Origin of the sequence: Sorangium aterium (assembly GCF_028368935.1) — a bacterium.
Taxonomy (GTDB): Bacteria; Myxococcota_A; Polyangia; order Polyangiales; family Polyangiaceae; genus Sorangium; species Sorangium atrum.
Genome location: NZ_JAQNDK010000001.1, coordinates 1 through 26,575 on the forward strand (window position 1 = coordinate 1; position 26,575 = coordinate 26,575).

Annotated in this window: 18 protein-coding genes; 7 read left to right on the forward strand and 11 right to left on the reverse strand. The window is 70.5% G+C overall.

The window, feature by feature from the left end; genetic code table 11:
* The 8 genes from POL72_RS00005 to POL72_RS00040 form a co-directional block, all read right to left on the reverse strand.
* The coding region (locus tag POL72_RS00005; RefSeq protein WP_272092810.1) for a sugar-binding protein at positions 1–984 on the reverse strand (984 nt) is incomplete at its 3' end.
* A gap of 180 nt (positions 985–1,164) precedes the next feature.
* Positions 1,165–6,225 (reverse strand): AAA family ATPase, encoded by a 5,061-nt coding sequence (locus POL72_RS00010; RefSeq protein ID WP_272092811.1) that lies wholly within the window; start codon positions 6,223–6,225, stop codon positions 1,165–1,167.
* Between the two features lie 362 nt (positions 6,226–6,587).
* Positions 6,588–7,814 carry a vWA domain-containing protein gene (locus POL72_RS00015; RefSeq protein ID WP_272092812.1) on the reverse strand — a complete coding sequence of 409 codons (1,227 nt, stop codon included), beginning with the start codon at positions 7,812–7,814 and terminating at the stop codon, positions 6,588–6,590.
* Between the two features lie 56 nt (positions 7,815–7,870).
* Positions 7,871–9,592, reverse strand: a complete 1,722-nt coding sequence (locus POL72_RS00020; protein ID WP_272092813.1) for a hypothetical protein — start codon at positions 9,590–9,592, stop codon at positions 7,871–7,873.
* 412 nt (positions 9,593–10,004) lie between these two features.
* Entirely contained in the window at positions 10,005–10,886 is an 882-nt protein-coding gene (locus tag POL72_RS00025) for an ABC transporter ATP-binding protein (RefSeq protein ID WP_272092814.1), read from the reverse strand.
* Positions 10,883–11,713 carry an ABC transporter ATP-binding protein gene (locus POL72_RS00030; RefSeq protein ID WP_272095890.1) on the reverse strand — a complete coding sequence of 277 codons (831 nt, stop codon included), beginning with the start codon at positions 11,711–11,713 and terminating at the stop codon, positions 10,883–10,885. The genes POL72_RS00025 and POL72_RS00030 overlap by 4 nt, the downstream gene beginning before the upstream one ends.
* A 5-nt stretch (positions 11,714–11,718) precedes the next feature.
* Complete coding sequence (gene ntrB / locus POL72_RS00035) at positions 11,719–12,516, reverse strand: nitrate ABC transporter permease (RefSeq protein WP_272092815.1); 798 nt, start codon at positions 12,514–12,516, stop codon at positions 11,719–11,721.
* Positions 12,517–12,585: 69 nt separating this feature from the next.
* Positions 12,586–13,905, reverse strand: coding sequence for a CmpA/NrtA family ABC transporter substrate-binding protein (locus POL72_RS00040; RefSeq protein ID WP_272092816.1), 1,320 nt, complete (start codon positions 13,903–13,905; stop codon positions 12,586–12,588).
* A 388-nt stretch (positions 13,906–14,293) separates the two neighbouring features.
* Between POL72_RS00040 and POL72_RS00045 the strand changes: the two genes are divergently transcribed.
* From POL72_RS00045 to POL72_RS00075, 7 genes are all read left to right on the forward strand, one after another.
* Positions 14,294–15,148, forward strand: a complete 855-nt coding sequence (locus tag POL72_RS00045) for a hypothetical protein (protein ID WP_272092817.1) — start codon at positions 14,294–14,296, stop codon at positions 15,146–15,148.
* Positions 15,149–15,286: 138 nt separating this feature from the next.
* Positions 15,287–16,180, forward strand: a complete 894-nt coding sequence (locus POL72_RS00050; RefSeq protein ID WP_272092818.1) for a hypothetical protein — start codon at positions 15,287–15,289, stop codon at positions 16,178–16,180.
* Positions 16,180–18,057, forward strand: a complete 1,878-nt coding sequence (locus POL72_RS00055; RefSeq protein WP_272092819.1) for a hypothetical protein — start codon at positions 16,180–16,182, stop codon at positions 18,055–18,057. Before POL72_RS00050 ends, POL72_RS00055 begins: the two co-directional genes overlap by 1 nt.
* A 137-nt stretch (positions 18,058–18,194) precedes the next feature.
* Entirely contained in the window at positions 18,195–18,776 is a 582-nt protein-coding gene (locus POL72_RS00060; protein ID WP_272092820.1) for a 50S ribosomal protein L11 methyltransferase, read from the forward strand.
* A gap of 37 nt (positions 18,777–18,813) precedes the next feature.
* Positions 18,814–20,961 (forward strand): hypothetical protein, encoded by a 2,148-nt coding sequence (locus POL72_RS00065; protein ID WP_272092821.1) that lies wholly within the window; start codon positions 18,814–18,816, stop codon positions 20,959–20,961.
* Positions 20,958–21,689, forward strand: coding sequence for a hypothetical protein (locus POL72_RS00070; protein WP_272092822.1), 732 nt, complete (start codon positions 20,958–20,960; stop codon positions 21,687–21,689). The genes POL72_RS00065 and POL72_RS00070 overlap by 4 nt, the downstream gene beginning before the upstream one ends.
* Positions 21,690–21,695: 6 nt before the next feature.
* Complete coding sequence (locus POL72_RS00075; RefSeq protein ID WP_272092823.1) at positions 21,696–22,640, forward strand: formylglycine-generating enzyme family protein; 945 nt, start codon at positions 21,696–21,698, stop codon at positions 22,638–22,640.
* 14 nt (positions 22,641–22,654) lie between these two features.
* Here the strand turns inward: POL72_RS00075 and POL72_RS00080 are convergent, their stop codons facing one another.
* From POL72_RS00080 to POL72_RS00090, 3 genes are all read right to left on the reverse strand, one after another.
* On the reverse strand, positions 22,655–24,124 hold the full coding sequence (locus POL72_RS00080) for a beta-helix domain-containing protein (RefSeq protein ID WP_272092824.1): 1,470 nt from the start codon (positions 24,122–24,124) through the stop codon (positions 22,655–22,657).
* A gap of 977 nt (positions 24,125–25,101) precedes the next feature.
* Complete coding sequence (locus tag POL72_RS00085) at positions 25,102–25,641, reverse strand: hypothetical protein (RefSeq protein ID WP_272092825.1); 540 nt, start codon at positions 25,639–25,641, stop codon at positions 25,102–25,104.
* Between the two features lie 457 nt (positions 25,642–26,098).
* Positions 26,099–26,572, reverse strand: a complete 474-nt coding sequence (locus POL72_RS00090) for an NHL repeat-containing protein (RefSeq protein ID WP_272092826.1) — start codon at positions 26,570–26,572, stop codon at positions 26,099–26,101.
* Positions 26,573–26,575: the final 3 nt, after the last annotated feature.

The window sequence follows — 26,575 nt, forward strand, 5'->3', positions numbered from 1 at the left end:
GCTCTTGCGGATCTGACGGGCCGGCAGGGAGATGAACTTGTCCTGAGGCACAACGGAGTTATCCCCTCGCACGAGCGCCGCGAGCACGCGCACCGACTCCTTGCCATACATGTACGGATTCTGCACCACGGTGCCGACCACCTCGCCGTCCTGGATCGCGCGCAGCGTCGCGTCCTGCTCGTCGAAGCCGACGACCTTGATCGAGCTCATCTTCCCCGCCTGCTTGACCGCCTCGAGCAGGGCCGGCGTGTGGTACGCGTTCAGGCCGATCAGGCCCACGAGGTCCGGGTGCGCCGACATCATGTCTTCGGCGTTGCTCTTCGCCTTGGCGGCGTCGATCTGGTCGGTCAGGGTCGCGACGATTGTGTATTTCGCCCCCTTGATCTCCTGGTTGAGCGGGTCGCTCCCGGCGCTGCTGTCCGGGCGATCGAGCAGCTCGTCGAGCACTCCTTGGCGGCGCTTGCGGGCGTTGTCCCCCTCGAGCCGCCCGACCAGGATGGCCACCTTGCCGCCGGCGGGGATCGCCTCCTTCACGAGCTGCCCCGCCATCCGGCCAGCGACGTAGTTGTCGATGCCGATGTACACGATGCGCTCGCTCTTCGGAGCATCCGAGTCCTGCGTGATGAGCTTTGTCTTCGCGGCCGCCTTGTTGAGCAGCGGGACCTGGTTCTCCGCGTCGATCGGGCTGATCGCGATGCCGTCGACGCCGCGGATCAGGAGATCCTCGACCCGATGCATCTGGTCGTTCACGTCGCTCGGCATCACGACGCTCACCTCGGCGTCGTACTCCTTCGCGCCGTCGATGACGCCCTTCTCGGCGATGGTCCAGAAGGGGGCGACGCCGTTCGTGATGTAGGCGAGCTTCGGCTTGCCCCCAGCCGCCGACGCGTCCGCCGCCGGCGCGCCGCCGTTGTCGCAGCCCAGGGCCGCGAGCCCCGCCGCCACGCAGACCCCGACGATGAACCGACCGATTCTGTTCGACATGCGCTCTCCCCTCCACCCGACAAGAGCCGCCTCGCGCGGCGGATCTGGGCGCCTCGTGCCGACGCACGGCGCACGACGGAGCAGGCACCCCCAGCCAACTGGCCAGCTCATGATGCGCGATCCGCTCCAGACGTGTCTACACGATTCGACGCGGACATTCCTACCGCGCCTGCCGCGCCCCTAGCGCCGCGTGCTCGGCGCGCTCATGCCGCCCGATCGGCCGACGGCGTAGGCGATCCCGCTCTGCAGCGTCCCGCGGATCACGATGCGCGACATGTCGATGTCGAGCCGGAGGAGCGCCTGCGCGACCTCGCCGCGGATGCCCGTCAGCACCGCCTGGACCCCGAGCAGCCGGAGGGCGTTCGCGGCGTTGAGCAGGGCGTTCGCGACGCGTTGATCGACCCCCTTGATCCCCGTGACGTCGATGATGACGGTGCGGGTGCCGCTCCTCGTCGCGCCGTCGAGCAAGGTCGTGAGCACGTCGTGCGCGCGCTCCTCGTCCAGCGTGCCGATGAGCGGCATGACCATGACGTCGCTCGTGATCGGTACGAGCGGGGTCGACAGCTCGGAGATCTTCGCCCGCTGGAACCGGATCACCTCCTCTTGGAGCTCGGCCCGGGCCGCCTCGGCGCGCTCGCGCTCGCCGAGCTCGTGCAACAGGCGCAGGTTGGCGTCCCGTAGCTCGGCGCTCTGCGCGGAGAGGCGCACGTTGGCCAGAGAGAGCTCCTCCGTCCGCTCCTTCACCTCCTGCTCCAGCCGCTCGTTGGCCTCCCGGAGCTCGGCGCTCACGGCCGTGAGGTCCGCGTAGAGCAGCGCGTTCTCGACCGCCACGGCCGCCTGCGAGGACAGGAGCCGCAAGAGCTCGATGCGATCGGCGGTGAACGCGTGCTCCGCGAGGTGGTTCTCCAGGTACAGGACCCCGCTCAGCCGGCCCTGGTGCAGGAGCGGCAAGCCCAAAATCGATTTCGGCCGGCGCGCGCTCACGTGCGGATCGCCGGCGAGGCGCGGGTCGTCCTCCGCGCGGCCGATCACGAGCGCCTCGCGCGAGCGCGTCACGTAATGCACGACCGAGCGGGCCAGATCGAGCCGCGCCTCCAGGGGCATCGAGAGGCCAAGGCTCACCGTATCGGGGCCGACCGCGATCATCGCCTCGACCGTCAGCACCTCGCCGCGCGCGAGGATGAGGAACCCCCGGCTCGCCCCGGCGCTCTTGATCACGCTGCGCAAGACCTGCTCGATCACCTTGTCGAGCACGATCGCGCTCGAGATGGCCTGCGCGGTGCTGAGGACCGTGGCGAGATCGAAGCTCTCCCCCGCGACGAGGCCCTGGAGCGCGGTGCCGGTCGGCGAGAGCGGCAGAGGCTGGCCCAGGGCCGAGGGGTCGGCCGGCGCGAGCTCCTCGCGCAGCGCCTTGGCCTTCTCGGTCGCCCCCCAGCGCTCGTACAGGTAAACCGCCCTTCGCAGGAAGATGTGCGCGAACTCGACCCTGCCCTGGGCGAGCCAGAACCTGCCATAAAGCTCGTTGCCGAGCGCCTGGTTGTTGATGTAGTCGGCCTGCCGCGCGGCCTCGATGCCCCGCTCGTAGAGGTCCATCGCCTCGGCCCTCCGCCCCTCGACGCGGGCCTGCTCGGCGAGCAGCAGCAGGTGCTTGTGGAGCACGTTGTCCGGCCCGGCGTCGGCCCAGCGCTTCATCCGCCCGAGGAGCCGCAGCAGGTGCTCCTCGTGCTCCCGCCGCTCCGCGCCCTCGGCGCTCTCCCACGCGGCGATCCGCATGAGGCCCGCGTAGAACGTCGCCTCGGGCACCTTGGCGTGCGTCGGCAAGGCGCCCTCGATCACGGCGAGCTTCGGCATCAGATCGGCAAAGCTCGCCCTGTCGCCGAACAGGTAGGCATTCCGGATCTTGGCGTAGTACAGCCACCCCATGTGGTAGGGCGAGCCGCCATGCTTCGCCGCGTAGGCCGCCTCGTCGAACCCGTCGTCGTCGAAGCTGAGCCGGCCCCTCGTCAGCCCTTGCAGGCACCGGAGGGGCTGGATCACGCCCGCGAGGAGGATATCGATGATGTCATGGCTGCGGGCGCGCCGCAGGAACGCGAGGTGCGTCTCGGTGAGCTGCGAGAGCTCCGCGAGGTTCATCCCGTAGGTGAGCCGGTCCGAGCCGCTCTGGCTGATCATGTACCCCATGGCCGTCCAGTCGCCGGCCTGGAGCCCGAGGTCGTAGACCCGGTCGTAATAGGGATCTGCCCTCCGCAGCGGCTGCGTCCAGCTGTGCACGTCCGCGGAGAAGATGTGGTAGGTCTTCGCCCGGAGCACGAGGTTGTCGAGCTGGTCTGCGAGCTCGACGGCCATCTTGCCGAACCGATAGGCCGTCTCGTACTCGCCGAGCAGCGGGCCGACCACCATGCCGTACGCGACGTATCCGAACGCGGACATATCGCTGTTTCCGTGCTGCAGCGAGAGCGTCACCATCTTCACGATGGCGAGGTTCGCGAGCGTCTGGTCGCTCGAGTTGTAGGCCCCGAAGAACAGGTTCACGAGCAGCTCGAGCGTCACGGGGTGCTCGGGGTTCGTCGTCCTCGGGGCGTGGGCGAGCTCCTCGATGCTGCGCGCGCCGAGGAGGACGGGCACCGCCTCGAGCTCCCGCTCGAGGAGCGCGGCGACCTCCTCCCGGGCCTCGGGGATCGGACAGCCGAGGAGCCGGAGGCCGGCCTTCTGGACGAGGGTCGCCTCGTGATTGCGCCACTGGAGCAGGTACTGGTTCGCCTGCACGAGGAGGACGGAGACCTTGTCCATGGCCGTCCGGGCGCGCGCGAGCGCCGCGGCGCAGAGCCGCTCGGCCTCCTCGAAGGCGCCGCACAGCGACTCGACCTCGGCGCGCTCCCTGTGGAGCGCGAGGGCGAGCTCGTGATGGTCGTCGAAGCCGCCGTGGGGCAGAAACCCCATGCCCGCGCGGAGATAGCCGGCCGCCGCCTCGTAGGCGGTGGCGGCCTTGGCCCTCCTGCCGGCGGCGAGGTTGAGCTCGGCGGCCGTGGCCTGCTCCGCGGGCGAGCTCACGATGGGCGCCGCGATGTTGAAGTGGTTGACGATGTCGAAGAGCGCCTCGTCCCGAGCCGCGCCCTCGCAGCTGGCGAGCATGAGCCGCCCGATGCGGAGGTGGACCTCCCGCTTGTGATCCTCGCTGATGAGCGAGTACGCCGCCTGCTGGACGCGATCGTGCAGGAAGCGGTAGTTGACGCGCCAGTCGACGCCGGTCTGCGCCTCGTCGTCGGTCGCGTGCGCGAGGCGGTAGTCGGTGTCCACGGGCGCGATCAGGCCCTCTTGCAGGATCTTCCACAGCGCGGCCACGGTCTCGTGCGCAGGCCGCTCGCTGATGACCGCGAGCGTGCGCAGGTCGAACTCGTGCCCGATGCAGGCCGCGAGGCGGAGGACGCGCACGAGCTCGGGCTCGAGCTCCCCGATCTTGCGCGCCATGAAGTCGACGACGTTGTCGGTGACCGTGCGCCGCCGGATGCCGTCGAGCTCCCATGTCCAGGCGCCCTTCTCGAAGCGGAGCAGGCCCTCCGTGTGGAGCGAGCCCAGGAACTGCCGCACGAAGAACGGGTTGCTCTGGGTCCGATCGAACACGACGCGGGCGAGCGGCTCGACGTCGGCGCGGGCCGCGGAGAGCGCGTCCGAGAGCAGCGCGATCACGTCGGCGAGGGCGAGCGGGCTCAGCTTGAGCTCACGGAGCGGCGCGCCTGCCTTCTCGATCTCGCCGAGCGCGACGCGGAGCGGGTGAGCCGCGTAGACCTCGTTGTCGCGGAAGGCGCCGAGGAGGAGCAGGTGGCCGCGCTCCGGATCGGCGGCCAGGACCTGGAGCAGCTTGAGCGAGGCCGGATCGGCCCATTGCAGATCGTCCAGGAAGAGGACGAGGGGGTGCTCGGCGGTCGCGAAGACGCGGACGAACGCCTTGAAGATCGCGTGAAAGCGGCCCTGCGCCTCCGCCGGCGGGAGCTGCTGGACCGGGGGCTGCTGGCCGACGATCCACTCGAGCTCCGGGATGAGGTCGACGAGGAGCTGGCCGCTGCTCCCGAGCGCGCGGCCGAGCGCCGTGCTCCAGCGCGCGAGCTGCTCCGGTCGCTCGGTGAGGATGTGCCGGAGGAGCTCCCGGAAGGCGCGCGCGAGCGAGGCGTACGGCGCCCCGCGGTTCAGCTGCTCGAACTTGCCCGCGGTGAAGTAGCCGCCTCGCTGGGCGATGGCCCTGTGCATCTCGTTCACAAGGGCCGACTTGCCCATGCCCGCGTACCCCGACACGAGCAGGAGCTCGCCCTCCCCGCCGGCGGCGCGCTCGAAGGCGGCGAGCAGCGCGCGCTCCTCCTCGGCGCGGCCGTAGAGCTTCTGCGGGATGCGCAGCGTATCCGGGATGTCGCGCAGGCCGAGCGCGAAGGGCGCCACGGCGCCGGACGTCGAGAGCTGGCGGAGGCACGCGTCGAGGTCGGCGAAGAGCCCGAAGGCGCTCTGGTACCGGTCCTCCGCGTTCTTCTCGAGGAGCTTCATCACGATCCGGGACACCGCGTCGGGCACGCCCGGGACCTGCTCGGGCGGCGGCACCGGCGTCCGCGCGATGTGGCCATGGATGAGATCCAGCGGGTCGCTGCCGGTGAACGGCAGGACGCCGGTGAGCATCTGATAGAGGGTCACGCCGAACGAGTAGAGGTCGGTGCGGCGGTCGATCACGCGGTTCATCCGGCCGGTCTGCTCCGGCGACATGTACGCGAGCGTCCCCTCGAGCGCCTCGGGGCTTATCGCCTGCTGCGTCTCGTGCGGGAGGAGCGTCGCGATGCCGAAGCCGACGAAGTGGACCTCGAGCGTGTCCGGGTCGACGAGGAGGTTGTGCGGCTTGATGTCCTTGTGAATCACCTTGCGGCGGTGGAACTCGTCGAGGACCCGGGCCGCAGAGCGGGCGATCGTCAACGCCGCCTTGAGCTCCAGCCGGCCGGCGCGCAGGAGGTCGTGGAGCGTCGTCCTGCTCGGCCTCTCGAGCACGAGCGCGAGGCCGTTCCTGTGCTTCTCGAGCCCGTAGGCCTTGACGACGCCCTCGACGTCGAGCGCGCAGAGCACGTTGTACTCGTGCCGGAGCGCCGCGAGCTCACGCGCGCTCGGGAACTCGCTCTTCAGGACCTTGAAGACAGCAGGCTTGCGCTCGTCACCCCAGGTCCCTTCGAACACCTCGATGCTCGAGTCGACATAGATCGGCTGGCTCACGAAACACGTCGCGGAGAGCATCTCACCTCGCCGGGGCGCCGGGCGGGCCCGCCGGCGCTGCTGCTCGCATCGAGCAGGCAGGACGGACGGTGTTCTCGCACAAGCGCACCATGGGCGGATTATGTCTAGATCGCTGCCCCCGAGTCACCACCGAAATCGGAACATTGATTCGTCCACGGTGATATTTTTCAGCATTTGTGCGCTAGATATCCAACTTGGACGGAGTCTGGCGTTCGCGCCCCGTCGCCGAGCGCGGCAGTGCGGCGCTGGCGCGGCGCTCCATGCGATGTGGGCTGGCCCTCGGAGGGCTGGACGGGGGATCGATCACGCGGCGCGCCGGGAGGGCGCGTCACGGGCGCAGGTCACTGCGGCACCTCGACGGTGGGACAGCCGAACTCGACACGGACGCTCTCCGCTCCCATGGACTTCACGTGCTCGCACGTGGCGCCCTTGATCACGAGGGTGGGCGGGGTGGTCGAATCGTCGTAATCCCAGCCGTCGTCGCCCGGCCTCGGCAGCACCTCGTCGTCGATGAAGACGTTCACCTTCGCGCGGTCCGGCGGCTCGGCCTCCAGCGAGAGCTCGCAGGTCCTCACGAGATCCCTCGTGATGCTGGTCAGCGTGTCGCCGAGGCTCGCCGCGTCCACCACCTCGAAATAACGGGGCGAGGTCTCCGACGTGGCCGTGTCGCCCTCGACGGCGAGCTGGTCCAGCACGGCGGCATAGGCCGTCGCGCCGGGGATGCCGACGACGAAGGTCTTGATACCGGCCGCGCGCAGCTCCTTCACCCGCTGCACCGTGCGCGCGTCGTCCAGGCACACGTCCGTCAGGCCCGCGACGCAGCAGTTCGGCACGCCCGAAGGGCAGTCCCCATCCATGTTCGTGGTGCAGGTCGCGGCCTCGCAGGTCATGGCCGGATCCTGGTTGCAGTTGGGACCGCCGTCGGTCGCCAGGAGGACGTACTTGTCACCTTCGAGGGCGCCGCCGGCTCCCACGGTGAGGTACCCGAGGGCGCGCGCGAGGGCGTCCGCGGTCGGCGTCGCGCCGCCGGGGTCGGTGGCATCCAGGAGGGTCTTGATGGCGGGGACCGATGTCTCGCCCGGCGCCACGGCCACGCTCAGGTCCTCGCCCGCCTCCATGCCGCAGTGGTCGTCGGAGGGAAAGAGCTGAAGCCCGACGGACATCCTGTCCTGGATCACGTCGAGCGCGGTGCCGAGGGCGCCCTTCATCATCGTCCAGCGGTCGCTCGCTTCCCACGCTTTGGTCATGCTGTCGGAGCGATCGAGCACGATCACGAGGTGAGCCTGCCGCGGCTGAGCTTCGACCTGCTGGCCGCCGCAGTCGCCGCCGCCCTCCCCCCCGCCCGAGCTGGCGCCCGGCCCGGACGCGATGAAGCCGCCTCCGAGGGAGGGCTCCCCGCCCGTTCCCCCGGAGTCCGTACCGCCGGAGCCGCCGTTTCCGGAGCCGCCGCCGCCCCCACCCGTTCCGCCATCCGATACCGAACATCCCGACGCGAGCGCCCAGCCCAGGCACCAGAGCGATGTCAGGAACAAGGAGCGGGCGTAGATCCCGCGGTTCTTGCCGGTCATATCCATTCTCCTCGACACGAGTGAATCGACGCGAGTCAACGCGCCCGCACGCGGCGTCAGCCCGGAGGAATGCGGCAGATGCCGTTGTAACACTGCACGGTTCCGGCGTTGCAGCAGTCGGACGTCGCGCCGCAGAGCTGCCCGTACTCGGCGCATCGCGGCGGGGTGCCGCCCGCCCCGTCCGAGCCACCGCCGCCGCCGGCGCCGCCGGCTCCGCCGGTCGCGCTCGAGCTCCCGGTCGCGCCCGAGCTCCCGGTCGCGCCTGACGGGGAGTCCGTCGTGCACGTGCCTGAAAGGGAGCCCGGCTCGTACTCGCACGTCGTTCCGACGCAGCAGTCGCCGTTGTTCGTGCAGGGTCCGCCCGCCGTGACACAGCGGGGCGTCGTCCCTCCGGGCGTGTCGTAACACTGGAGCTTGCCAGTTTCGCTATTCCGTACGCAGGGAGCGCCGTCGCAGCAGTCGTCGGCGGAGGCGCAGTCCTCGCCTGCCTGGCGGCAGGCCGTGAGCGCGTTGCACCGAGGCACGCCGAGGGCGTCGAGGCGGCAGTTGCTGGCGTGGCCCAGGTAGCTGCAGCAGTTGTTGGGAGCGCTGGTGGACGTATCCGAGCAATAGCTGTCCTTGAAGTGACAGACGCCGCCCTGGGGCGTGCAGCCGTTCGGGTTGCGGCAGCGGCCGATCTCCCCGTCCGGATCCCCCGACTTGTCGCAGACGACGTTGCCCGCGCCCGGCAGATCGGCCGTGGGATCGCCGCCGCAGCAGTCCTCGTTGCGCCGGCACAGGGCGCCGTTCACGCGGCAGCCGCTCGGCGGCTGGCAGACAGCGATCCCGGTGGGGCCGTACGGCGCGCAGACGCGGCTGCAGCAGAAGCCGCAGCTGTCGCAGACCGCGCCGTCGATGCCGCCGCTGCTGCAGCGGCTCGCCGTCGACGGCTCCGCGCCGCAGTAGCCCGCGGGGTCGGCTGTGTTCCGCTTCACGCACACGCCGGTACAGCAGTCGCTGTCGCCCTTGCAGACGTCGTTGCGCTGCACGCAGAACGAGGAGTAGAGGACACAGCGGTTGTCTCGCCCGCAGAGCTTGGAGCAACACTGGCTGTCCTCGGTGCACGGGTTGCCGCCCGTCTGGCATGCGGTGGCGCCGTTGACGTCGCTGCACGTCCCGCCGACGCACATGCCGCTGCAGCACGCGGCGCCGCCTGCCGTGCAGTCGGATCCATCGGGGAGGCAGGCGGTCGCGCTGCACCTGCCCGAAGCGCAGTTGAGGGTACAGCACTCCGAGGATTCCTCGCAAGCGGCGCCGGTCCCGAGGCAGACGCTGAGCGGCGAGGCGCAGGTGCTCGTCGCGCTGTCGCAGATGCCGGAACAGCAATCTCCGGAGCGCGCGCACGTGGCCCCGTAGGGCTCGCAGGTCGGCACCTCGACCCCCGTGTCAGGACCGCCCGCGCCGCCGACGCCATCCGTGCCGCCGGCGCCCGCGCCGCTGGCGAGCGCACCGCCCGCGCCGCCCGCACCGCCGGCGCCCGCACCACCGACGCCTGTGCCCGCGCCGCCTTCTCCAGAGCCGCCCGCCGCGCCGGCGCCGCCCGTTCCGCTCATCCCGCCGCCGCCAGCGTTGGCCCCTCCGGAGCCGCTGGCGGAGGAGCTGCCCTCGGCTGCGCTGCTGGAGGGCCCTGACGTGTTGGCGACGCCACCTTCGCCTCCCGAGCCCGTGCCTTCGGACGAGCCGCAGGCGCCGGAGAGCCATACGATGCCGACAGCCGCGAAGATTCGAGATACGCGCATACACTTTCCTCGCTTGATCGCTTGCCGCAACCGACGCAGTCGGAGGAGAGATACATTCGCGCAACTCCAGCTTGTCCGTATGGCTTTTGTTTCAGGGCGTGCGCCTCTCCCTCCATTTTTGTCGCAGGTGGTGAGCCTCGTGAGCCCTGCGCGCACAGGCGCGCGCAGGCGCGCGCAGGGCAGAGCTCGCGCTCGCCTGGCCGTGATGAGCTCTGCCCCGAACGGTCAGCTAGACAGCAATCCGCGCTTTGGTGAGGTTCGTCGCAAAGAGCCCTTCCACGAGGGAGCGACGCTGTGCAGGCCTCGAGAAGAAACCGTGCTCCGCGTCGTTCGGCTCGCTGCGGCGTACTTTCGTACGCCTCACTCGCCTGCCCAGCGGCTGAGCCCGTATCCCACGAATCTGCACCCCGCTCTACGCCGATGTCCTCGTCCCCTTCCAGAGCGCGCTCCAGAACCGCCCCGTCTTCACGGCGCCTTCCGGGGCGGACGCTCGGGCGCTCTCCGCGGCGGGCTTCTCCTTGTGGGCCTGGCCCTCGAGGAAGGTGATCAGCCGCTCTCGGAGGGGGTAGTACATCGGGTCCTCCAGCACCTCCTGACGGTCCCGCGGGTGCGGGAACGGGACCTCCAGGATCTCGCCGACCCGCGCCCCCGGGCCGTTCGTCATCATCGCGATGCGGTCCGACAGGAACAGGGCCTCGTCGACGTCGTGCGTGACCATCAGCGCGGTCTTGTGGTCCTCCGCCCACAGGTTCATGAGCACCTCCTGGAGCTCGAACCGGGTGAGCGAGTCGAGCATGCCGAAGGGCTCGTCGAGGAGGAGCATCTTGGGCGACAGGGCGAAGGCGCGCGCCAGCCCGACGCGCTGCTGCATCCCCGACGACAGCTCGCGCGGCTTCTTGTGCATGGACTCCTCGAGCCCCACGAGCTCGAGGTAGTGCGTCGCGATCTCGATGCAATCCTTCTTGCTCTTCTGCCGGTGAACCTGCTCGACCCCGAGCAGGACGTTCTCGAGCGCCGTCATCCAGTGAAGGAGGCAGGGCGACTGGAACACGACCCCGCGGTCCGGGCCCGGACCCTGGATCTGCCTGCCCGCGAGGACGATACCGCCGCTCGTGATCTCGGAGAGGCCCGCGACCATCGACAGCACGGTCGACTTCCCGCACCCGGAGTGGCCGATGAGGGACAGGAACTCTCCCTTCCTCAGGTTCAGGTCGAAGTTCCGGAGGACGACCGAGGGGCCCTTCGGCGTGGGAAAGGTCTTCGTGACATTCCAGATCTCGAGGTACTTCTTCATGCGACCGCCTCCGCGCTCCGCGCTGCATCGGGCGCGCTCTCGCCCGCCCTGGGCCCGGCGCCCGGGCCGAGCAGGTAGCCGATCACCGCGCCGCGGATCTCCTTGAAGCGCGGGTCGTGGTTGAGGGCCTTGCGATCCCGAGGGCGCTCGAGATCGACGGTGATCCCGGGCCCCAGCGTGGCGCGAGGGCCCTTGCTGAGCGGCAGGATCCGGTCGGCGAGGAGGATGCCCTCGTCGACGTCGTTGGTGATGAGGAGCACGGTCTTCCGGGTGGCGCGCCAGATCCGCGCGAGCTCGTCCTGGAGCGTCGCGCGCGTGAGGGCGTCCAGCGCGCCAAACGGCTCGTCCATCAGGAGGACCTCCGGATCCATGGCGAGCGCCCGCGCCACCGAGACCCGCTGGCGCATGCCGCCGGAGAGCTGCGCCGGCTTCTTCTCGCGGGCCTCGGTGAGCTTCACCATGGCGATGTAGCGCTCGGTATGTTCCCGCTTCTTCTCTGTGGACCACGCGCCGAAGATCTGGTCGACGGCCAGGTAGACGTTCTCGTAGACGGTGAGCCAGGGCAGGAGTGAATAGTTCTGGAAGATGACGCCGCGGTCGGGGCCCGGCCCCTCGATCGCCTTCCCGTTCAGCTTGACCTCCCCGGTGTCCGGCCTGAGGAGCCCGGCGATGAGGGACATGAGCGTCGTCTTGCCGGCGCCCGAATAGCCGACCACGGCGACGAACTCGCCCTTCTCGATCTCCAGGTGGATGTCCCTGAGCACCTCGGTGCGGGTGTCCCCGCCGCCATAGCTCTTCCCGACGTTGCAGAGCTCGACCAGCGGCATGGACGTCACGCTCCCGCCAGCTTGAGCCGGCGCTCGACGAGGCTCATCAGGGCGTCCAGGAGGAAGCCGACGACCCCGATGGTGATGATGCACAGGATGATGTGCTCGTAGATGAGGCTGTTGTACTCCTGCCAGAGGAAACCGCCGACCCCGGGCGAGCCGGTCAGCATCTCCACAGCCACGATGACCAGCCAGGCGATTCCGAGGCTGAGCCGGAAGCCCGTGAACATGTAGGGCAGCGCCGCGGGGAGCTGCACCTTGAACAGCGTCTTCATGCGCGACAGCCGGAGCACCCGGGCGACGTTCATGTAGTCCTGCGGGATCGATCGCACCCCGAGCGCGGTGTTCAGGACCGTCGGCCACATCGAGCACATCGCGATGGTGAAGACGCCGGCAGGATCGGGCTTCTGGAAGAGCACGAGGCCGAGCGGGAGCCACGCGAGCGGCGAGACCGGGCGGAGGATCTGGATGATGGGATCGAAGCTCGACCTGAACAGCCTCGACGCGCCAAGGAAGAACCCGATCGGCGTCCCGAGGAGGATCGCCAGCGTGTAGCCCTTGGCGACCCGCTGGAGCGAGTACCAGGTGAAGCGGAGGATGCCCTGATCGAGCTCTCCCCGCTTCTCGAACGGCTCGAAGATATAAGGCCTGCTCACCTCCCATGTCTTGAGCGGAGAGGGCAGCGTCTGGGTCCACAGGCTGCTCGCGGCGGCCCATAGCCCGATCACGCAGGCCACCCCGAAGAGGGGCAGGATCATGTGGTCGACTCGAATCCTCGGAGAGATCGCCTTCGCCTCGCTCATGCAACACTCCTCTTCCGCTTCCGCTTCCGCCGCCGCGCCTCCCGCCGGCGCGGCGATGGCGATGCGGGTTCATCCCTTCAGGGCATGGACCGGGAACGACGTCGCGTACTTCTCCGGGTCCTTCGGATCGAACGTCATGCCGTCGAACAGCGTCTCCGGCGCGTCGCTCCGGCCGCCGTGGGCGACCCCGAGCTCCTTCATCGCCTCCTCGTAGAGATCGGGGCGCATGACCTGCTTGACGACGCCCTCGTAGTCCGGCTTCCCCTCGACCATGCCCCACCGGCGGAACTGGCTGAGCCACCAGAGAGCGTACTTGGGCTGCGGGTAGTTGCAGCCCCGCTCGCTGAAGATCATGTAGTCCTTGTCCTCTCTCTTGCGCCCGTCGCCGTAGTCGTAGTGCCCCTGCAGCCGGCCGAGGATGAGCTCCGGCGGACAGTTGATGTACGTGGGCCTCGACACGATGTCCGCCTGCTCGGGGCGGTTGTCGAGCTTGTCCAGCCAGAGGCTCGCCTCGTGGAGCGCCTTGATCACCGCCTTCACCGTCTTCGGGTTCTTGTCGGCGAACTCCGCGGTGAACGCGCACACCTTCTCGGGGTGGTCCCTCCAGAGCTCCTGCGTTGTGACGGCCGTGTAGCCGATCTGGTCGGAGATCGCCCTGGCGCCCCACGGCTCGCCGACGCAGAAGCCGTCCATCTTGCCCACCTTCATGTTGGCGACCATCTGGGCGGGCGGGATGGTCACGAGCGCGACGTCCTTGTCCGGGTGGACGCCGCCCGCGCCGAGGTAATAGCGGGTCCACATGGCGTGCGTTCCAGGCGGGAACGTCATCGCGAAGGTCATGGGCGCCCCCTTCTCCTTCGCCTCCTCGATGAACGGCTTGAGCGCCTTGGGATCCCCGGCCACCTTGCCCCGGAGGTCGCTCTTCATCGTGATCGCCTGGCCGTTGCGGTTGAGCAGCCACGGGATGACCATGGGCTTCTTCGGCGATCCGAGGAGCCCCATCGTCGAGGCGAGCGGCATGCCGAAGAGCATGTGCGTCGCCTGGAGATCCCCGTTCGTGAGCGAGTCGCGGATCGCCGCCCAGCTCGCGCCCTTCACGATGGTCGCGTTGATGCCGTACTTCTTGAAGAACCCCTTCTCGTGGGCGATCACGAGAGGAGAGCAATCGGTCAGCGCGATGATGCCGAAGCGCAGATCGGACACCTCCGGCCTGGCGGCGTCCGGTACGAGAGGCGCGGCGTTCGCCTCGGGCTTCGCCGACGCTTCGGACCGCGATTCGCACGCGGGGAGGAGGGCGGCTCCCCCGAGCGCGAGCGCACCGCCGAGGAAACGTCGGCGGCCCGGGGGCGCGGCGCTCGGGGCCTCACGCGAAGATTGTCGTCTCTTCATTCCAAAGATCCTTTGCCTGGATGGCCTCAGCCAACCACGGGCCCATGATTTGCCAAGGACGATGCATGGGCCCGTGTTTCTATGAAGTTTCTGTAGGATATTTTCTTCATTCACTTCGCGTTGTTGCGTTCGTCGCGCTCGTCACGCTCGTCACGCTCGTCACGTTGGTTGCGTTCGTCACGTTGGTTGCGTTCGTCACGTCGCCTTCGTCTTCCGTTTCAATGCCTGCGGGGCAGCGGCGCGCCCGTGCGCGCGGTCGGGGAGCGTCGCGAACGGACCGGTTGCTTGCCAGGCCCGGGGTGAGGCTGTAGCGTCCGCGCGGCGCAGGAGGAGCGCCACGCCGCTCCGGCGGGTGCGACGCGGCAGGCAGCAGGTCATGGGAGCGAGGATGACGAGCGGGTCCGCGACGTGGGTGGGAGCGGCGGCATGCCTTCTGGCGTGCGGGTGTACGGCCCTCGCCGGGCTCGATAGGCCCTACCACCTGGAGGCGGACGGGGGCGCCGGTGGTGGAGGTGGGGGTGGCGGGGGCGCCGGCGGGCAAGACTGCGCCGAAGAGGCGAGCGCAGGGTGCGTCTATGACCGGTGCGGCGCCGTCCCCGAGAGCGCCCCGAGCGGCGTCTACGCGCTCGATCCCGACGGGCCCGGCCCACAGGAGCAGATCGAGGTCTACTGCGGTGAGCCGGTGGACGGCGATCGCTGGGCGCTCGTCTACAACAGCGTCGGATCAACGGACGGCGCGACGCTCCCGTTCTGGAAGATCCTGTACGCCGATCGGCTCGCCGCCAAGGGGACGCCGTCGCTCGACGACAACCATTACCAGCCGTCGCTGTACATCGCCGGCCGGGAATACCGCGACGAGATCGAGGACATCGCAGGGACCGTCGCCGAGGTGATGCGCGCGACCGCCGAGGGCATCGACACCGGGGATATGCACCTCCTCACGCCGATACGCGTCGGCGGCGATGATCACCTCTTTTCGTGGCAATTCGCCACCGGATGGTCGTCGCCGGATTTCGACTCAGACACCAAGGACGACGGCAATTGCGCGGGCGCCTATGCGGGCGTCACGCAGCACTACGGGCACTGCTTCGTCTACAACCTCGGCGCGGACGACGATGATCCGATCGAGGACGAGGGCTGGGGCCCGCACGTCAGCACGCCGGACGCGACGTCGTACGGGCTCTCCGACGACGGGAGCGGTTATACACGCGTGCAGCGGATCTCCCGCTGGACGCGCTGGTGATCGCGGCCCGCCGGTTCAGCGCGCCGACGGCGCTCGCGAGCGACATCCGCGTTGAGCACGATTCATGACGCGGCTTCGCCCTTGACGTTCAATCATGGATTCGGCGACCTTTGCGTGACCTACGCCACAGGAGCCTTCATGCGCCATCGCTTTCCCATCCTCGCGACGTTGACCGCTGTTTCCCTCCTGCTCGGCGGGAGCGCCCGCGCCGACGACGGGGAGGACGAGGTCACGCTCAAGAACGGCGGCACGATCCGGGGCACCGTCGTCTCCTCCGAACCCGGGGAGAGCGTGAAGATCATCGAGCTGGGCGCGAAGGAGGTGCGCGTCGTCCCGTGGGCCCAGGTGTCGGACGTGGAGCGCGGGAAGTTCGCGCCGAAGAGCGCCCCGCAGCCCGGGCCTGCGGGGCCGGGCTATGGCGCAGCACCACCCCCGAAGGCGATCCCGGCCCCCGAGCCTGCGCTCGGCGCGCCCGGCGTGGTGAGGCTGCATGTCGAGAGCCCGCAGCCCGTGCGGGTGGTCACGGAAGGCGCCACGACCTACGGCGCTGTTCGAGGCTACGGCTTCGCCATCCAGGAGATCCGGCACGTCTGCGCCTCGCCGTGCGACAAGGTGATCGACGGCAGCGACGGGCGCCGGTTCTCGCTCTCGCCGGAGGATGTGCCGCCGCCGGATCCGTTCACGTTCGCGCAGATGACGGGCGACGTCACCCTTCGCGTGGAGCCCGGCAGCTACGGGCGCCGCACCGCCGGGGCCTGGCTGAACGTGCTGGGCGCCACCGCCGTGGTCACGGGCGGCACCCTGATGCTCTTGAGCGGCCTGAGCTCGGGGGCCGACGACTCCTCGAGCGACGTGGGCGGGAGCTTCATGACCGCGGGCCTCGTCTCGCTCATCGGCGGCGGCGCGGCGCTCGTCGGCGGCATCGTGCTGGTCGCGACGTCGGGCACGTCGGTCACGGTCGAGCAGCGCGGTGAGAAGCCGGCTGGCAAGGCGGCGCAGGTCAAGCCGCGCTACTGGCTGGGCGAGTTCTGATGCGCCGGCGCGGACGCCACGGGCTCCTCGCGCTCTGGCTCGCCGCGGGCTGCAGCCACGGCGCGACGCCCGCCGGCCCGCCGCGCAGCCCCGGAGAGCCCGCGGCGTCGGCGCCACGGAGGGCGTTCACGCTCGGCGATCGCGCCATCGAGGAGGTCGTGCGCGCCGTGAGCGCCGCGCGGCAGCTGTCGCCGCAGAGGCCGGTCGCCGTCGAGCGGCTCGATCACGCGCGCTTCGTGGAGCGCCTGCTGGGCAGCCGAGACGAGGAGCCTTCATCGGAGGGGTCGCTCAGCTCGGAGGCCGCGTTCCTGCTCGGCTTCAACTTCCTGCCGCAGCCCGGGCAGCGCGGCGGGCTCTCCACCGTCGACGAGGTGCTGAAGGAGCAGGTCGTCGGTTTCTACAGCCGCGTGGCCGACAAGGTCTTCATCCCCGACGTGGCGCTCGCGTCCGAAGACGACCTGCTCGAGCAGCGCGCCGTGCTCGCGCACGAGGTGCAGCACGCGCTCCAGGCGCAGCATTTCCCCGACATGCCCGAGCCGAAGAGCTCGGACGAGGCCATCGCGCAGCTCGCGCTCATCGAGGGCGACGCCATGGTGGCGATGGGGGCATGGCTCGGCGCCGAGGCCGGCGCGCCGGTGGGGCGCACGCTGCGGCGGATCGTCGAGGTGACGAGGCGCATCCCGCTCGCGAGCGTCACGCGCGGCGAGGCGAGCACCAAGCTCGACAAGGCGCTCGATCTGACGAAGAAGCGCCTCGAGTTCCCGTACCGCGACGGGATGCTGCTGGTCACCGACGTGTACCGCGCCGGCGGCTTCCCGCTCGTCGACAGGATGTACACGCGCCTCCCGCGCAGCACCGAGCAGGTGCTGCACCCCGAGAAGTACCTGGCAGGCGAGCCCCCGCGGCCATTCGCCGATCCCCGGCCGCCGCCGGGCTACGCGCTGTCTGCCGCCGACACGCTCGGCGAGCTCGACACGCGCATCCTCCTCGAGCGCTGCGTCGCCGCGGAGGTCGCCGAGCGCGCGGCCGCCGGCTGGGCGGGCGATCGCTTCGGCGTGTTCGCCGGGCCGGATCGGCGCCTCGCGACGGCGTGGATCAGCGCGTGGGACACCGAGAAGGACGCGGAGGAGCTCGAGGCGGCGCTCGGCCAGAGCGCGGCCTGCTGGCACGAGAACGCGCTCGGGATCGAGCGAGGCGACTACACGATCGGCGCCAACATCGCCGTCCGCCGTCAGGGCAAGCTCGTCGCGTTCGTGCGCGGCCTCCCCGAGGGCGCCCAAGCTGCGCTCGCGCCGCATCTCTTCACGCTCGCCGGGCCGGAGCCGAAGCCGACGCCGCTCACCGATCGCCCGATCCCGCCGCGCGTCCGCCTCCCCGAGCCGACGCCGGGCCGACTCGAAGGCGACGTGTACCGCAACGGCTGGCTCGACGTCGTCGGCCGCGTGCCGCAGGGCATGCTCGGCCACGTGGGCGGCGACGTCGAGTTCGTGGTCGAGCGGCCCGACGCGCTCGTGCGCGGCGGCATGTCGGTGTCCACGCGCATCACCAGCGACGCCGAGAACGAGAAGACCTTCGGCGAAGTGCAGGCGTCGTTCGTCCGCGATGTCGCCGAGCTCTCGATGCGGGTCGAGGCGCTCGGCGGCGGCCCGGTGACGACGGCGCTCGGCGCGGGCGTCGAGCGGGCGTGGCGGGTCGCCGGCACATCGATGGAGCTCCGGCTCGTGCTCGTCCCGATCTGCGCCGGTACGGGGTCGATCGTGTTCGTTCAGGCGTACGGCGATCCCTATGCGCGCAGCGTGCTCGACGGATGGATGGACAGCTTCCGCTGGACCAACGGGCGCAACCTCACCGCGTGCGATTTTCTCGATCCGAAGTAGCCGCCGCGTGACCGCGGCCTCCGGGGGGCGGCGGGCTCGGCGACCTCACGCTGCCCGACGCCCGCCTGCCGCTCGGCCCCCTGCCCTCTCCGATCCGGGTGATGTTCGAGCCCCACGGTGGCAGACTCCGGCGACGCATGAGCGACCGTTCGACCCTCATCGAAGTGCCGCCTCGCTTTCGCGTGATCACCGATCCGCGTGACGCGGTTGTCGACGAGCGCACCATCGTCCTCGGCCCGAGCCACGCGTTCGGCGACGGCCGGCACGAGAGCACGCGGATGTGCCTCCAGGCGCTCGCGTCGTTCGCGCCACGCAGCGGCTTCCGCCTCTTCGACGTGGGGAGCGGGACGGGGATCCTCTCGATCGGCGCCGCGAAGCTCGGCGGCGAGGCGATCGGGGTCGACATCGACGCCGCCGCGAACGCGATCGCGGCGGACAACGCACGGCGGAGCGCGGTGGAAGCGCGCGTGAGCTTCTCGGCGACGTGGCCGGACGGGACCTTCGACATCGTCGTGGCCAACATCCTCCGCGACGTCCTCACGGCGCTCGCCCCTCGGATCGTGGCTCGCCTGGCTCCCCGCGGGACGTTGATCCTCTCGGGGCTCGTGTCCACCGACGTTCCGGAGATCGTGGCGCGTTATGCGCCGCTCCTCGCCGGGCGTCGACCGGAGATCTTCGAGCGGGGCGCGTGGCGCGCGCTCGTGTGGCTCGGGCGTTGACCCGGGGCGCGAGGGCGCGCGAACATCCGGCGATCCCTTGCCGCCCCTCCCTGCGACACGCCACCTCGCCGCGCTCCTCGCGCTCGCCGCGAGCGCCTGCTCCCGCGGGTCCACACCCGGCACGGACGCGGGGCCTGGCCCAGCCAGCGGCGCGAGCGCCTCGGCCAGCGGCGCGGGCGCTCCGGCCGCTCCCGAGCCACCGTCCACGGCCGCGCCGCTGCGCGCGCCGGTCCGCGAGGGCGGCGCCCTGTCCCGCGCGGCGCGCGAGGACGCGCTCTATGTGGCCGACGAGGACCACGGCGTGGTGCGCGTCGTGCCGCTGCCACTCGATCCTGCGCGGGCCGGCGCAGGCGTCCCCACACCAGGCAGGCCCGCGCAGGTGCTCGCGCTCGGCGGGCGCGGCGAGCACGAAGCGCGCGTCCTCGCCACCGTCCGCGACCCGGGGCTGCTGCTGATCTTCCGGCCGGATCCCGCGGCTGGTCTCGTGGAGGTGGGCCGCGTGCCGCTGCCCGCCGACGCGTGGGGCATCGCAGTCACGCCCGACGAGAAGACCGCGATCGTGACCTCGGCGTGGACCCACAAGGTCTCGGCCGTCGACCTCGAGACCAGGCAGACGCGGTGGACCGTCGACGTGGCGCGCGAGCCGCGGGGCGTGGCGGTGCTGCCCGACGGCAGCGCCGCGTACGTGAGCCACCTCGTCGGCGCCGACCTCACGAGGATCGACGATCTCGGCGGGGCGCCGAAGGTCCGGCGCGTCGCCCTGCCCGCCTCGCCGCTGCGCGCCCCGTCGGGCGAGCGCCTCGCCGCGTCGCTGGGGTATGCGCTCTCGCTCTCCGAGGACGGGCGGCGCCTGTTCGCGGCCCGGCACGCGCTCGGCGCCATGGGCCACGCCGCGTGGTTCGGCGCCGCGACGGTGGACGTGCTGATCACCGGCCGGGACGAGCCGCTCGCCCCGCCGCACCACGGCAACCTGCCGGTGCTCCGGTCGGCGTTCGCGGAGCAGGTGATCACCCCGGAGAGCGTCATCACCCTGCCGGGCGCGGGCGTCACGCCCGTCACGCAGCCGCGCGCCATGGCGTACCGCAAGCGCGCGCGCACGCTGCTCGTCGCGGGCGAGGGCGACGACCTCGTGCTCGAGGTGGACGCGACCGCGGTGGATCCGACGCTCGCGATCGTGAAGAGCTACCCGGTCGGCGGCCGCTACGATCCGCACCTCCGCGTGGCCGGCACGTGCGGCGCGCCGACCGGCCTCGCGCTCTCCGCGGACGAGGCGACCGCGTGGGTCTTCTGCCGCTCGACCGGCGACGTGGCGGCGATCCGGCTGCACGACGCGGCGGCGGGCCCGGACGCGGCGCCCGCTGGAGCGGCGGGCGCGGCGGAAGGCCCGTCGGCGCTCGTGCACCTCGCCGAGGATCCGCTCGGCCCGGAGGTCGCGAAGGGCCGCCGGCTCTTCTACAACGCGCTCGACGCCACGGTGAGCGGCAATCTCGGCTGCGCGGGGTGCCACCCCGACGGGCGCGACGACGGGTACGTCTGGCGCGAGGCCACCTTCAGCACGGCCGACGGCGAGCACGCGAACTTCGTCGGGCGGCCGGAGAACATCCCCGAGGTCGCGAAGAAGCGAGGGTTTCCGCGGCGCACCCCGATGCTCGCCGGCAACGTGGGCGCGGCCGGGCCGTACGGCTGGCACGGCGAGAACGAGGACCTCGTGAGCAGGCTCCAGACGGGCATGGGGCTGCACCGCTGGGGCGGGCTGCCGATCGACCACACGCCGGCCGGCCTCGCGGCACGGGCGACCTATCTCGCGATGTTCCTCCGCCGGGGCCTCGTGACGCCGCCGCGCGCCGAGGGGGCGCCGGACGAGCGCGTGCAGCGCGGCCGGGAGATCTTCCACAGCGACGAGGCGAAGTGCTCCCGCTGCCACGTGCCCTCGAGCGATTACACCGATCGCACGGCGTACCCGATGCCGAAGCGACCGCCGCCGCCGGGCTACGACGAGGATCCGCGCCCCGAGTACAAGACGCCGTCGCTGCGCTTCGTGGGAGGCCGCCCGCCCTACCTTCACGACGGGCGCGCCGGCACGCTGTCGGAGCTCATCGAGCAGAACGCCGACTGGATGGGCAAGACCAGCCACCTGTCGCCCGAGGACAGGGTGGCGCTCGTGGCGTTCCTGGAGACGTTATGAGGCCGCGCTCCGTGCTGCTCGCCTTGATGGGCGCTGGCGTGGCCTCCGTCCTGGCCGCCGCGTCCGGGGCGCCCGGCGCGCTGCCCGGCGGCGCCGCAAAGGCCGCGGCGCCTGCCACGCAGCCCGGCGGCACGTCCAGGGCCGCGGCGGGCGCCGCGACCGACGCCGGCGCGCCCACGGCCGCGGCAGGCGCCGCGAAGACCTCGGCGAGCGCCACGACCGACGCCGGCGCGAAGAACGCCACCGCGAGCGACGCCGGCGCGAAGAACGCCGCCGCGACCGATGCCGGCGCGATCGACGCCGGCGACGAGCTGCCCCTCGACGCCGCGCCCTTCCCGCCCGAGCCGTCCAAGCAGCCCACGGCCGCGGAGTGGAAGGCGGCGCCTCGCGTCCGCCTCTCCCGCGCCGGCCCCGCGGCCGCGGGCTGCCGCGCGTACAGGGCGAGGGAGTGGCTGCGCATCCGCTGCCCGGAGCTCACCGTCTCGGCCATCTCGCTGCTCGGCGGGAAGCCCGATGGCGTGGCCTTCTGGATCGATCCGCCCCGGGGCGGCAGCGAGCTCCCGCGCGGGGGCGAGGTGATGTTCCCCATCCGCCGCGGCGATCGGCGGGTGATCCAGATCCTGACCTTCGGTCCGGGCTACGACGGGCCGTTCACCTTGTTGCCGGCGATCGTCATCCAGGAGCAATGGCTGGAAGACGAGCCGGCGCCGACCGTGACCGCCTCCTGAGACACCATGCGATCCCACACCACGCTCCGCGCCATCTCCTCGCTGTTCCTCCTCGCCGCTGCGAGCGGCGTCCTCGTCGTCGCTTGCGGCGCCGCCCCCGCGGCTCCCGGCGGCCTGCCGGCCGGTCAGGCGCCCGCTGCGCAGCCCACGGCCGCGAGCCCCGCCTCGACAGGGGCGGCGCTCGCCCCGGCGGCCCCGCCCCCGTCCGAGCCGGCGGTGGCCTCGGCTCCGGCGAGCGCCGGGCAGCTCGGCGCCGAGCCGACCGCCGCGCCGGCGGGGGCGGCGAAGCCATCGGACGGCTGCCCCGACGGCATGGCCCGGGTCCCGGGCGGCAGCTTCGTGATGGGCCCGCTCAAGGTGAAGGCCACCGTGGGTGACCTCTGCGTCGACAGGACCGAGGTCACCGCCGAGGCCTTCGCGGCGTGCGTCAAGGATGGCAAGTGCACGGATACATTGGCGAATTGCGCCAAGGAGGCGTCGACCTACGGCGTGGCCGGCAAGGAGAAGCAGCCGATGGTCTGCGTCGACTTCTCGCAGGCCCAGGCCTACTGCGCGGCGCAGGGCAAGCGGTTGCCGCGCGACGACGAGTGGGAGTGGGCGGCCCGCGGCGGCGAGGAGGCGCGGCCGTATCCGTGGGGCGAGGAGGCCCCGAAGGATCAGCTCTGCTGGTCCGGCGGCGGCGCCGCGCGCAAGACCGCGTGCGACGTGGGGAGATTCCCGGCCGGCGCGAGCCCGCAGGGAATCCAGGACCTGGCGGGCAACGTCTTCGAGTGGACAACCAGCGCCAACGACGGTAGCGGCAAGATGCGCATCGCCCGCGGCGGCAGCTGGCGCGACGGCATCGCGCCGCTCGTCAGGACCGCGCGGCCGGGCGGCTTCGAGGCGACGTACCGCTGCGGGTTCCTCGGCATCCGCTGCGTCGTCGAGCCGGCGGCCCAGGCGACCAAGTAAGCCGCGCAGAGGCGTCAATAGCAGTCCGGCGTGGCGTCGCCACCGGGGCAAGCCCCGTCGACCTTCGGCTGAGTGACGCTGCACGCTGCGAGGCCCTCGAATACGTTGTTCGACGTCAGATCGGGGCCCGCTTGGTCCGAGTCCCACCCGCTCACGATGCCGCCTCCCGCCGATTCGACGAAGCTCGAGTTTTCGATGAAAGCGTCGTCGGGACGCCAGCCGGTGAGGATGAGCGCCGCGTCGTTGACGTTCGGGCCGCATCCAAAGCTCGCGATCTGCGAAGGAGCGCCCGCATACTCGATCCGCACGAAGTCGAACACGTTGCCGCCTGCCGGCGCGCCCCCCCAATCGACACCCACCCAATCACCGGCGGCCTTCGTGTCCTTCGCCGAGGTGAAGACGATGGGCTTGGCCGCCGTGCCCTGCGCGACGACGCGCACGGGGCCCGAGGCCGAGCCGAGCGCCAGACGGGAATCGCCTGGGAATGCCACGGTGACCCCCGCTTCGATCGTGAAATCGAGGGCGTTCGCGCCGTCGGGCTCGAGGTGGAAGTCGCCTGAGGAGACATAAGGCACGCCGCGATCCCGGAGCACGACGTCGGCGGGATACCGATCGGCCGCGTCGACAAGGACCGCGTCGCGCGCGTTGTTCACGTAGTCTCCGCGCGGGATCGAGCTCAGCGCAGCCGTCGTCACCGCCAGGGGGTAGAGGGTCTCTTCGCTGCCGACCGGCGTCACGGCGCCGGCACCCTCGATGACGAGACCATCCGAGGCCGCCGAGAATGCCGTGAAGTCCCCCAGATGGACGCCGATCCCGGCCGAGTCCGAGAGGGTGACGTCGACCAGGTGCACGCTGTCGTTCGCTGGCAGGCCGAGCGGGCCGATGGCGACGATGGCGCCGTTCATGGTCCCCGTATTGACGCTGCCGCCTCCGACAATGACGGTATTCTCGAGCTCGAGCGACCCCGTCACGTCGACCCAGAGGCTGCCGAAGTAGGAGCCCTCGCCCTCCGAGGTGAAGGTGGCGGGGCGAAGGGTGCCTGCGTCGACCTCTCCCGTGGCACGCAGCGCAGCGGGCTCGCCGGACGAATCGCCAATCTCGATGGTCTGGTCTTCACCGATCACGACGACCGCGCACGCTTCGACCGTCACCGTCGCTCCGCGGATGGCGATGCTCGAAGGAACGTGATGCGGGCTCCCTTCGGCCGTCCAGGTCTCGTCCGCTTCGATGAGGAACGTGTCGTGGACGGTGCCGGCTCCCGTCGGCTCCGGGCAAGGGGATCCCTGCGTGGAGGGGGAGCCGCCCGTTCCCGCAGAGCCATTCACCGTTCCGCTTGAGCTCGACGTTCCCCCCGCGCCACCCGTGGGCTCTTCGGGAGAGTCGCTCCCGTCGCAGCCGGAGGCGACCGCGCCAGCGGCGAGGGCGAGCGTGACGAAGACCGCGGCGTGTTTCCTGTGACCGAAGAAGCGCTGATGTCTTTTCATGGCGGCGTGGCTCAGCCGGTCGTCGGCGCGCCCGAACGGCTCGAGAATACGGCGCTGGTCGCGCCGGTCAAGCGCGATGACTCGCGAGAGCCATCGCGCGGGTCCCCACCTTGCACGCCTCGAGGATCGGGCCACATACCCCGGCAGACAAGCTCGGAAGCGAGAAGGCAAGCCCACCAAAGCTGTCTTGACAAACACAGCTGGCAACCCCACCGATAAGCCGGCAGTTCGCGGAGATCGTGTTACCGGTGCACACCTGGCGCGCCGAACAAAAATCGTCCCCCTCCTGCACCGTGGAGGGTAAACACGTCCCCGGATCGTGCACACCTGGCGACCGGTCGGGTTGCAACGGCGCTATCGGACCATCCGTCTCTATCGGACCATCCTCTATCGGACCGCCCGCCTGACCCTCCGTATCTATCGGGGGCGAGTCAGCCTCATCGCTCGACTCGCTCGTATCTGTCTCACCCTCCTGTGGAGGGGTGGGATTCGTCTCTTCCTCTGGAGCCGCATCTTCGCCGGACTCGTCATGCCCGCCCACGAGGTCGGCGGCCTCGGTCCCAGGCTGCCCACTACCGATGAAACAGCCGGCGCAAAGACTGAACGCGAGGATCCCAAGGCAGCAAAGAGGCAGGCGCATGGTGGGATCCAGAGAATCCAAGAGCGATCCGAGCGTCAAGCTCGTCGTAGCGGCCGTCTACCGTACAGCCACGCTACACACGTTGGTTAACATAGAACCCCCCTTCCACGATCGACCTTCCTTCTGAAAAAGTGGCGCCGTATCAAAATATTAGCCATGAATCGACGATGAGGCAGCCATGAGCTCAAGGGCTTGAGCGCTCTCTTTGCGCAGCTGGTCGGCTTCGGCTCGGCAGCGGCGGCGCTCGGCGTCGTCAGTGCAGGTCGTTTCGGCGCGGACGTCTCCCTTCGCCGCTCCCGGGCGACATGCCGCGCGTCGCGAGGCGTCGGGCCGCACCTCAACCGAGGTCGCCGGTGAAGCGGATCGGCACGCGGAACGCCGTGAACATGGCCTTCACGTGCCTGGGCGAGAAGAGAGCGCCGAGCGTCGTGTCCTCGACCCCGCGGCTCTTCACCAGCTCGTGGAGCTCGAGCAGCGAGTACGCGCAGAAGAGCTCGAGGCGCTTTCCGATGTGCTTCAGGATCCTGCCGCGATTCCTGGTATACGGCGCGTAGTCGCCCTTGTACCGGAGATCGAGCGCTTCGATGCGGTACCCGTACTGCACGTAGGAGCGCTCCCCGAGCGCGCGATTGCAAAGGAGCTCGGCTTCGACGTACGCGCCGGTGTCGCCCACCTCGACGCCGGGCCCATCCCCGAAGACCCAGAGCCCGTCGAAATGCGGCGCTTCAGCCTCTCGCGGCTCCTCGTGCGTCTTCGGGTGTCCGGGCGACACGGAAAAGCACGCTCGAAACTCGTCGCGGATCTCGGCGCTGCGTGCGAAGAGCGCCTCCATCTGCCGCTCGTTCGGGACCGAGAACAGCTTGGCCGGTTTTCCCATGAGCGGTGTTTATAACATCACGGCCGCCCCGACCGTCAACCGGGGCGATGACCGGGACGCTCGCCGAGCGTCGCACTCTCCAGGGAGCCGCTCTCGTCGAACGCCCCAGCAATTTCGGGCTCGCGGAGGTCGGGGACCTCGCGCGCCCAATCCGTGAGCGCGGCTCGCGCCACGTGGCTCATGAAGGGCGCTTCCGTCGAGGGTCAGGCCGCTCGCGAGCGCGACCGCTGGCGTCGAGCCGTGATCGCGGCTGCGAAGAGCGCGAAGGCGACGGCCGCTTGAGCGGGCGCGCTCGTGCTGGACGCGGAGCGCGCGCCCGCGGCCTCGCAGGAGAAGCCGCCTTGTTCGCCAGGACCGGTGGGTGAGCCGCCGGAGCTCGCGTCCCCACATCCGCCGGTGTCGGAATTCTCCCCTCCCGGAGCCACCTCGGGGATGAATGCGAGAAACGTCGGCCCGTTCAGCCCGCCGCTGCCCGATGCGATGAACGTGTCGACGAAGGCGCCGGTCGCCAACTCGAAATAGCATCGGGCCACGCCAGGCCCCCTTGCGCGAACACACCGAGGAACGTCCCCGTCGCGTCGAACCGAAGGATGCTCGCCGTCGCGCGGTCAGCGATGTACAGGTTGCCGTCAGGACCGAAGCTCAACCCCACCGGCTCGGCGATCCCGCCCATCGCGTTCGAGACGACCACATCGAGGAAGGCGCCCGTCGTACCGTCGAACCGTTGAACGATGTCGGATCCATAACTCGCGACGTGGAGGCGCCCGTCGTCGTCGAAGGCCAGTCCCTCGGGACGGTTCATCCCGTTGCCGCTCGCGAACGTGCCGACGAACACCCCTGTTTCGTCGTAGCGCAGCACGGAGTGGGTCTCTTCGCTGCTGACCAGCAGATCGGCCGCCAGCGCGTGCCGTCCGGTCGTCGCCGTCACCAAGAG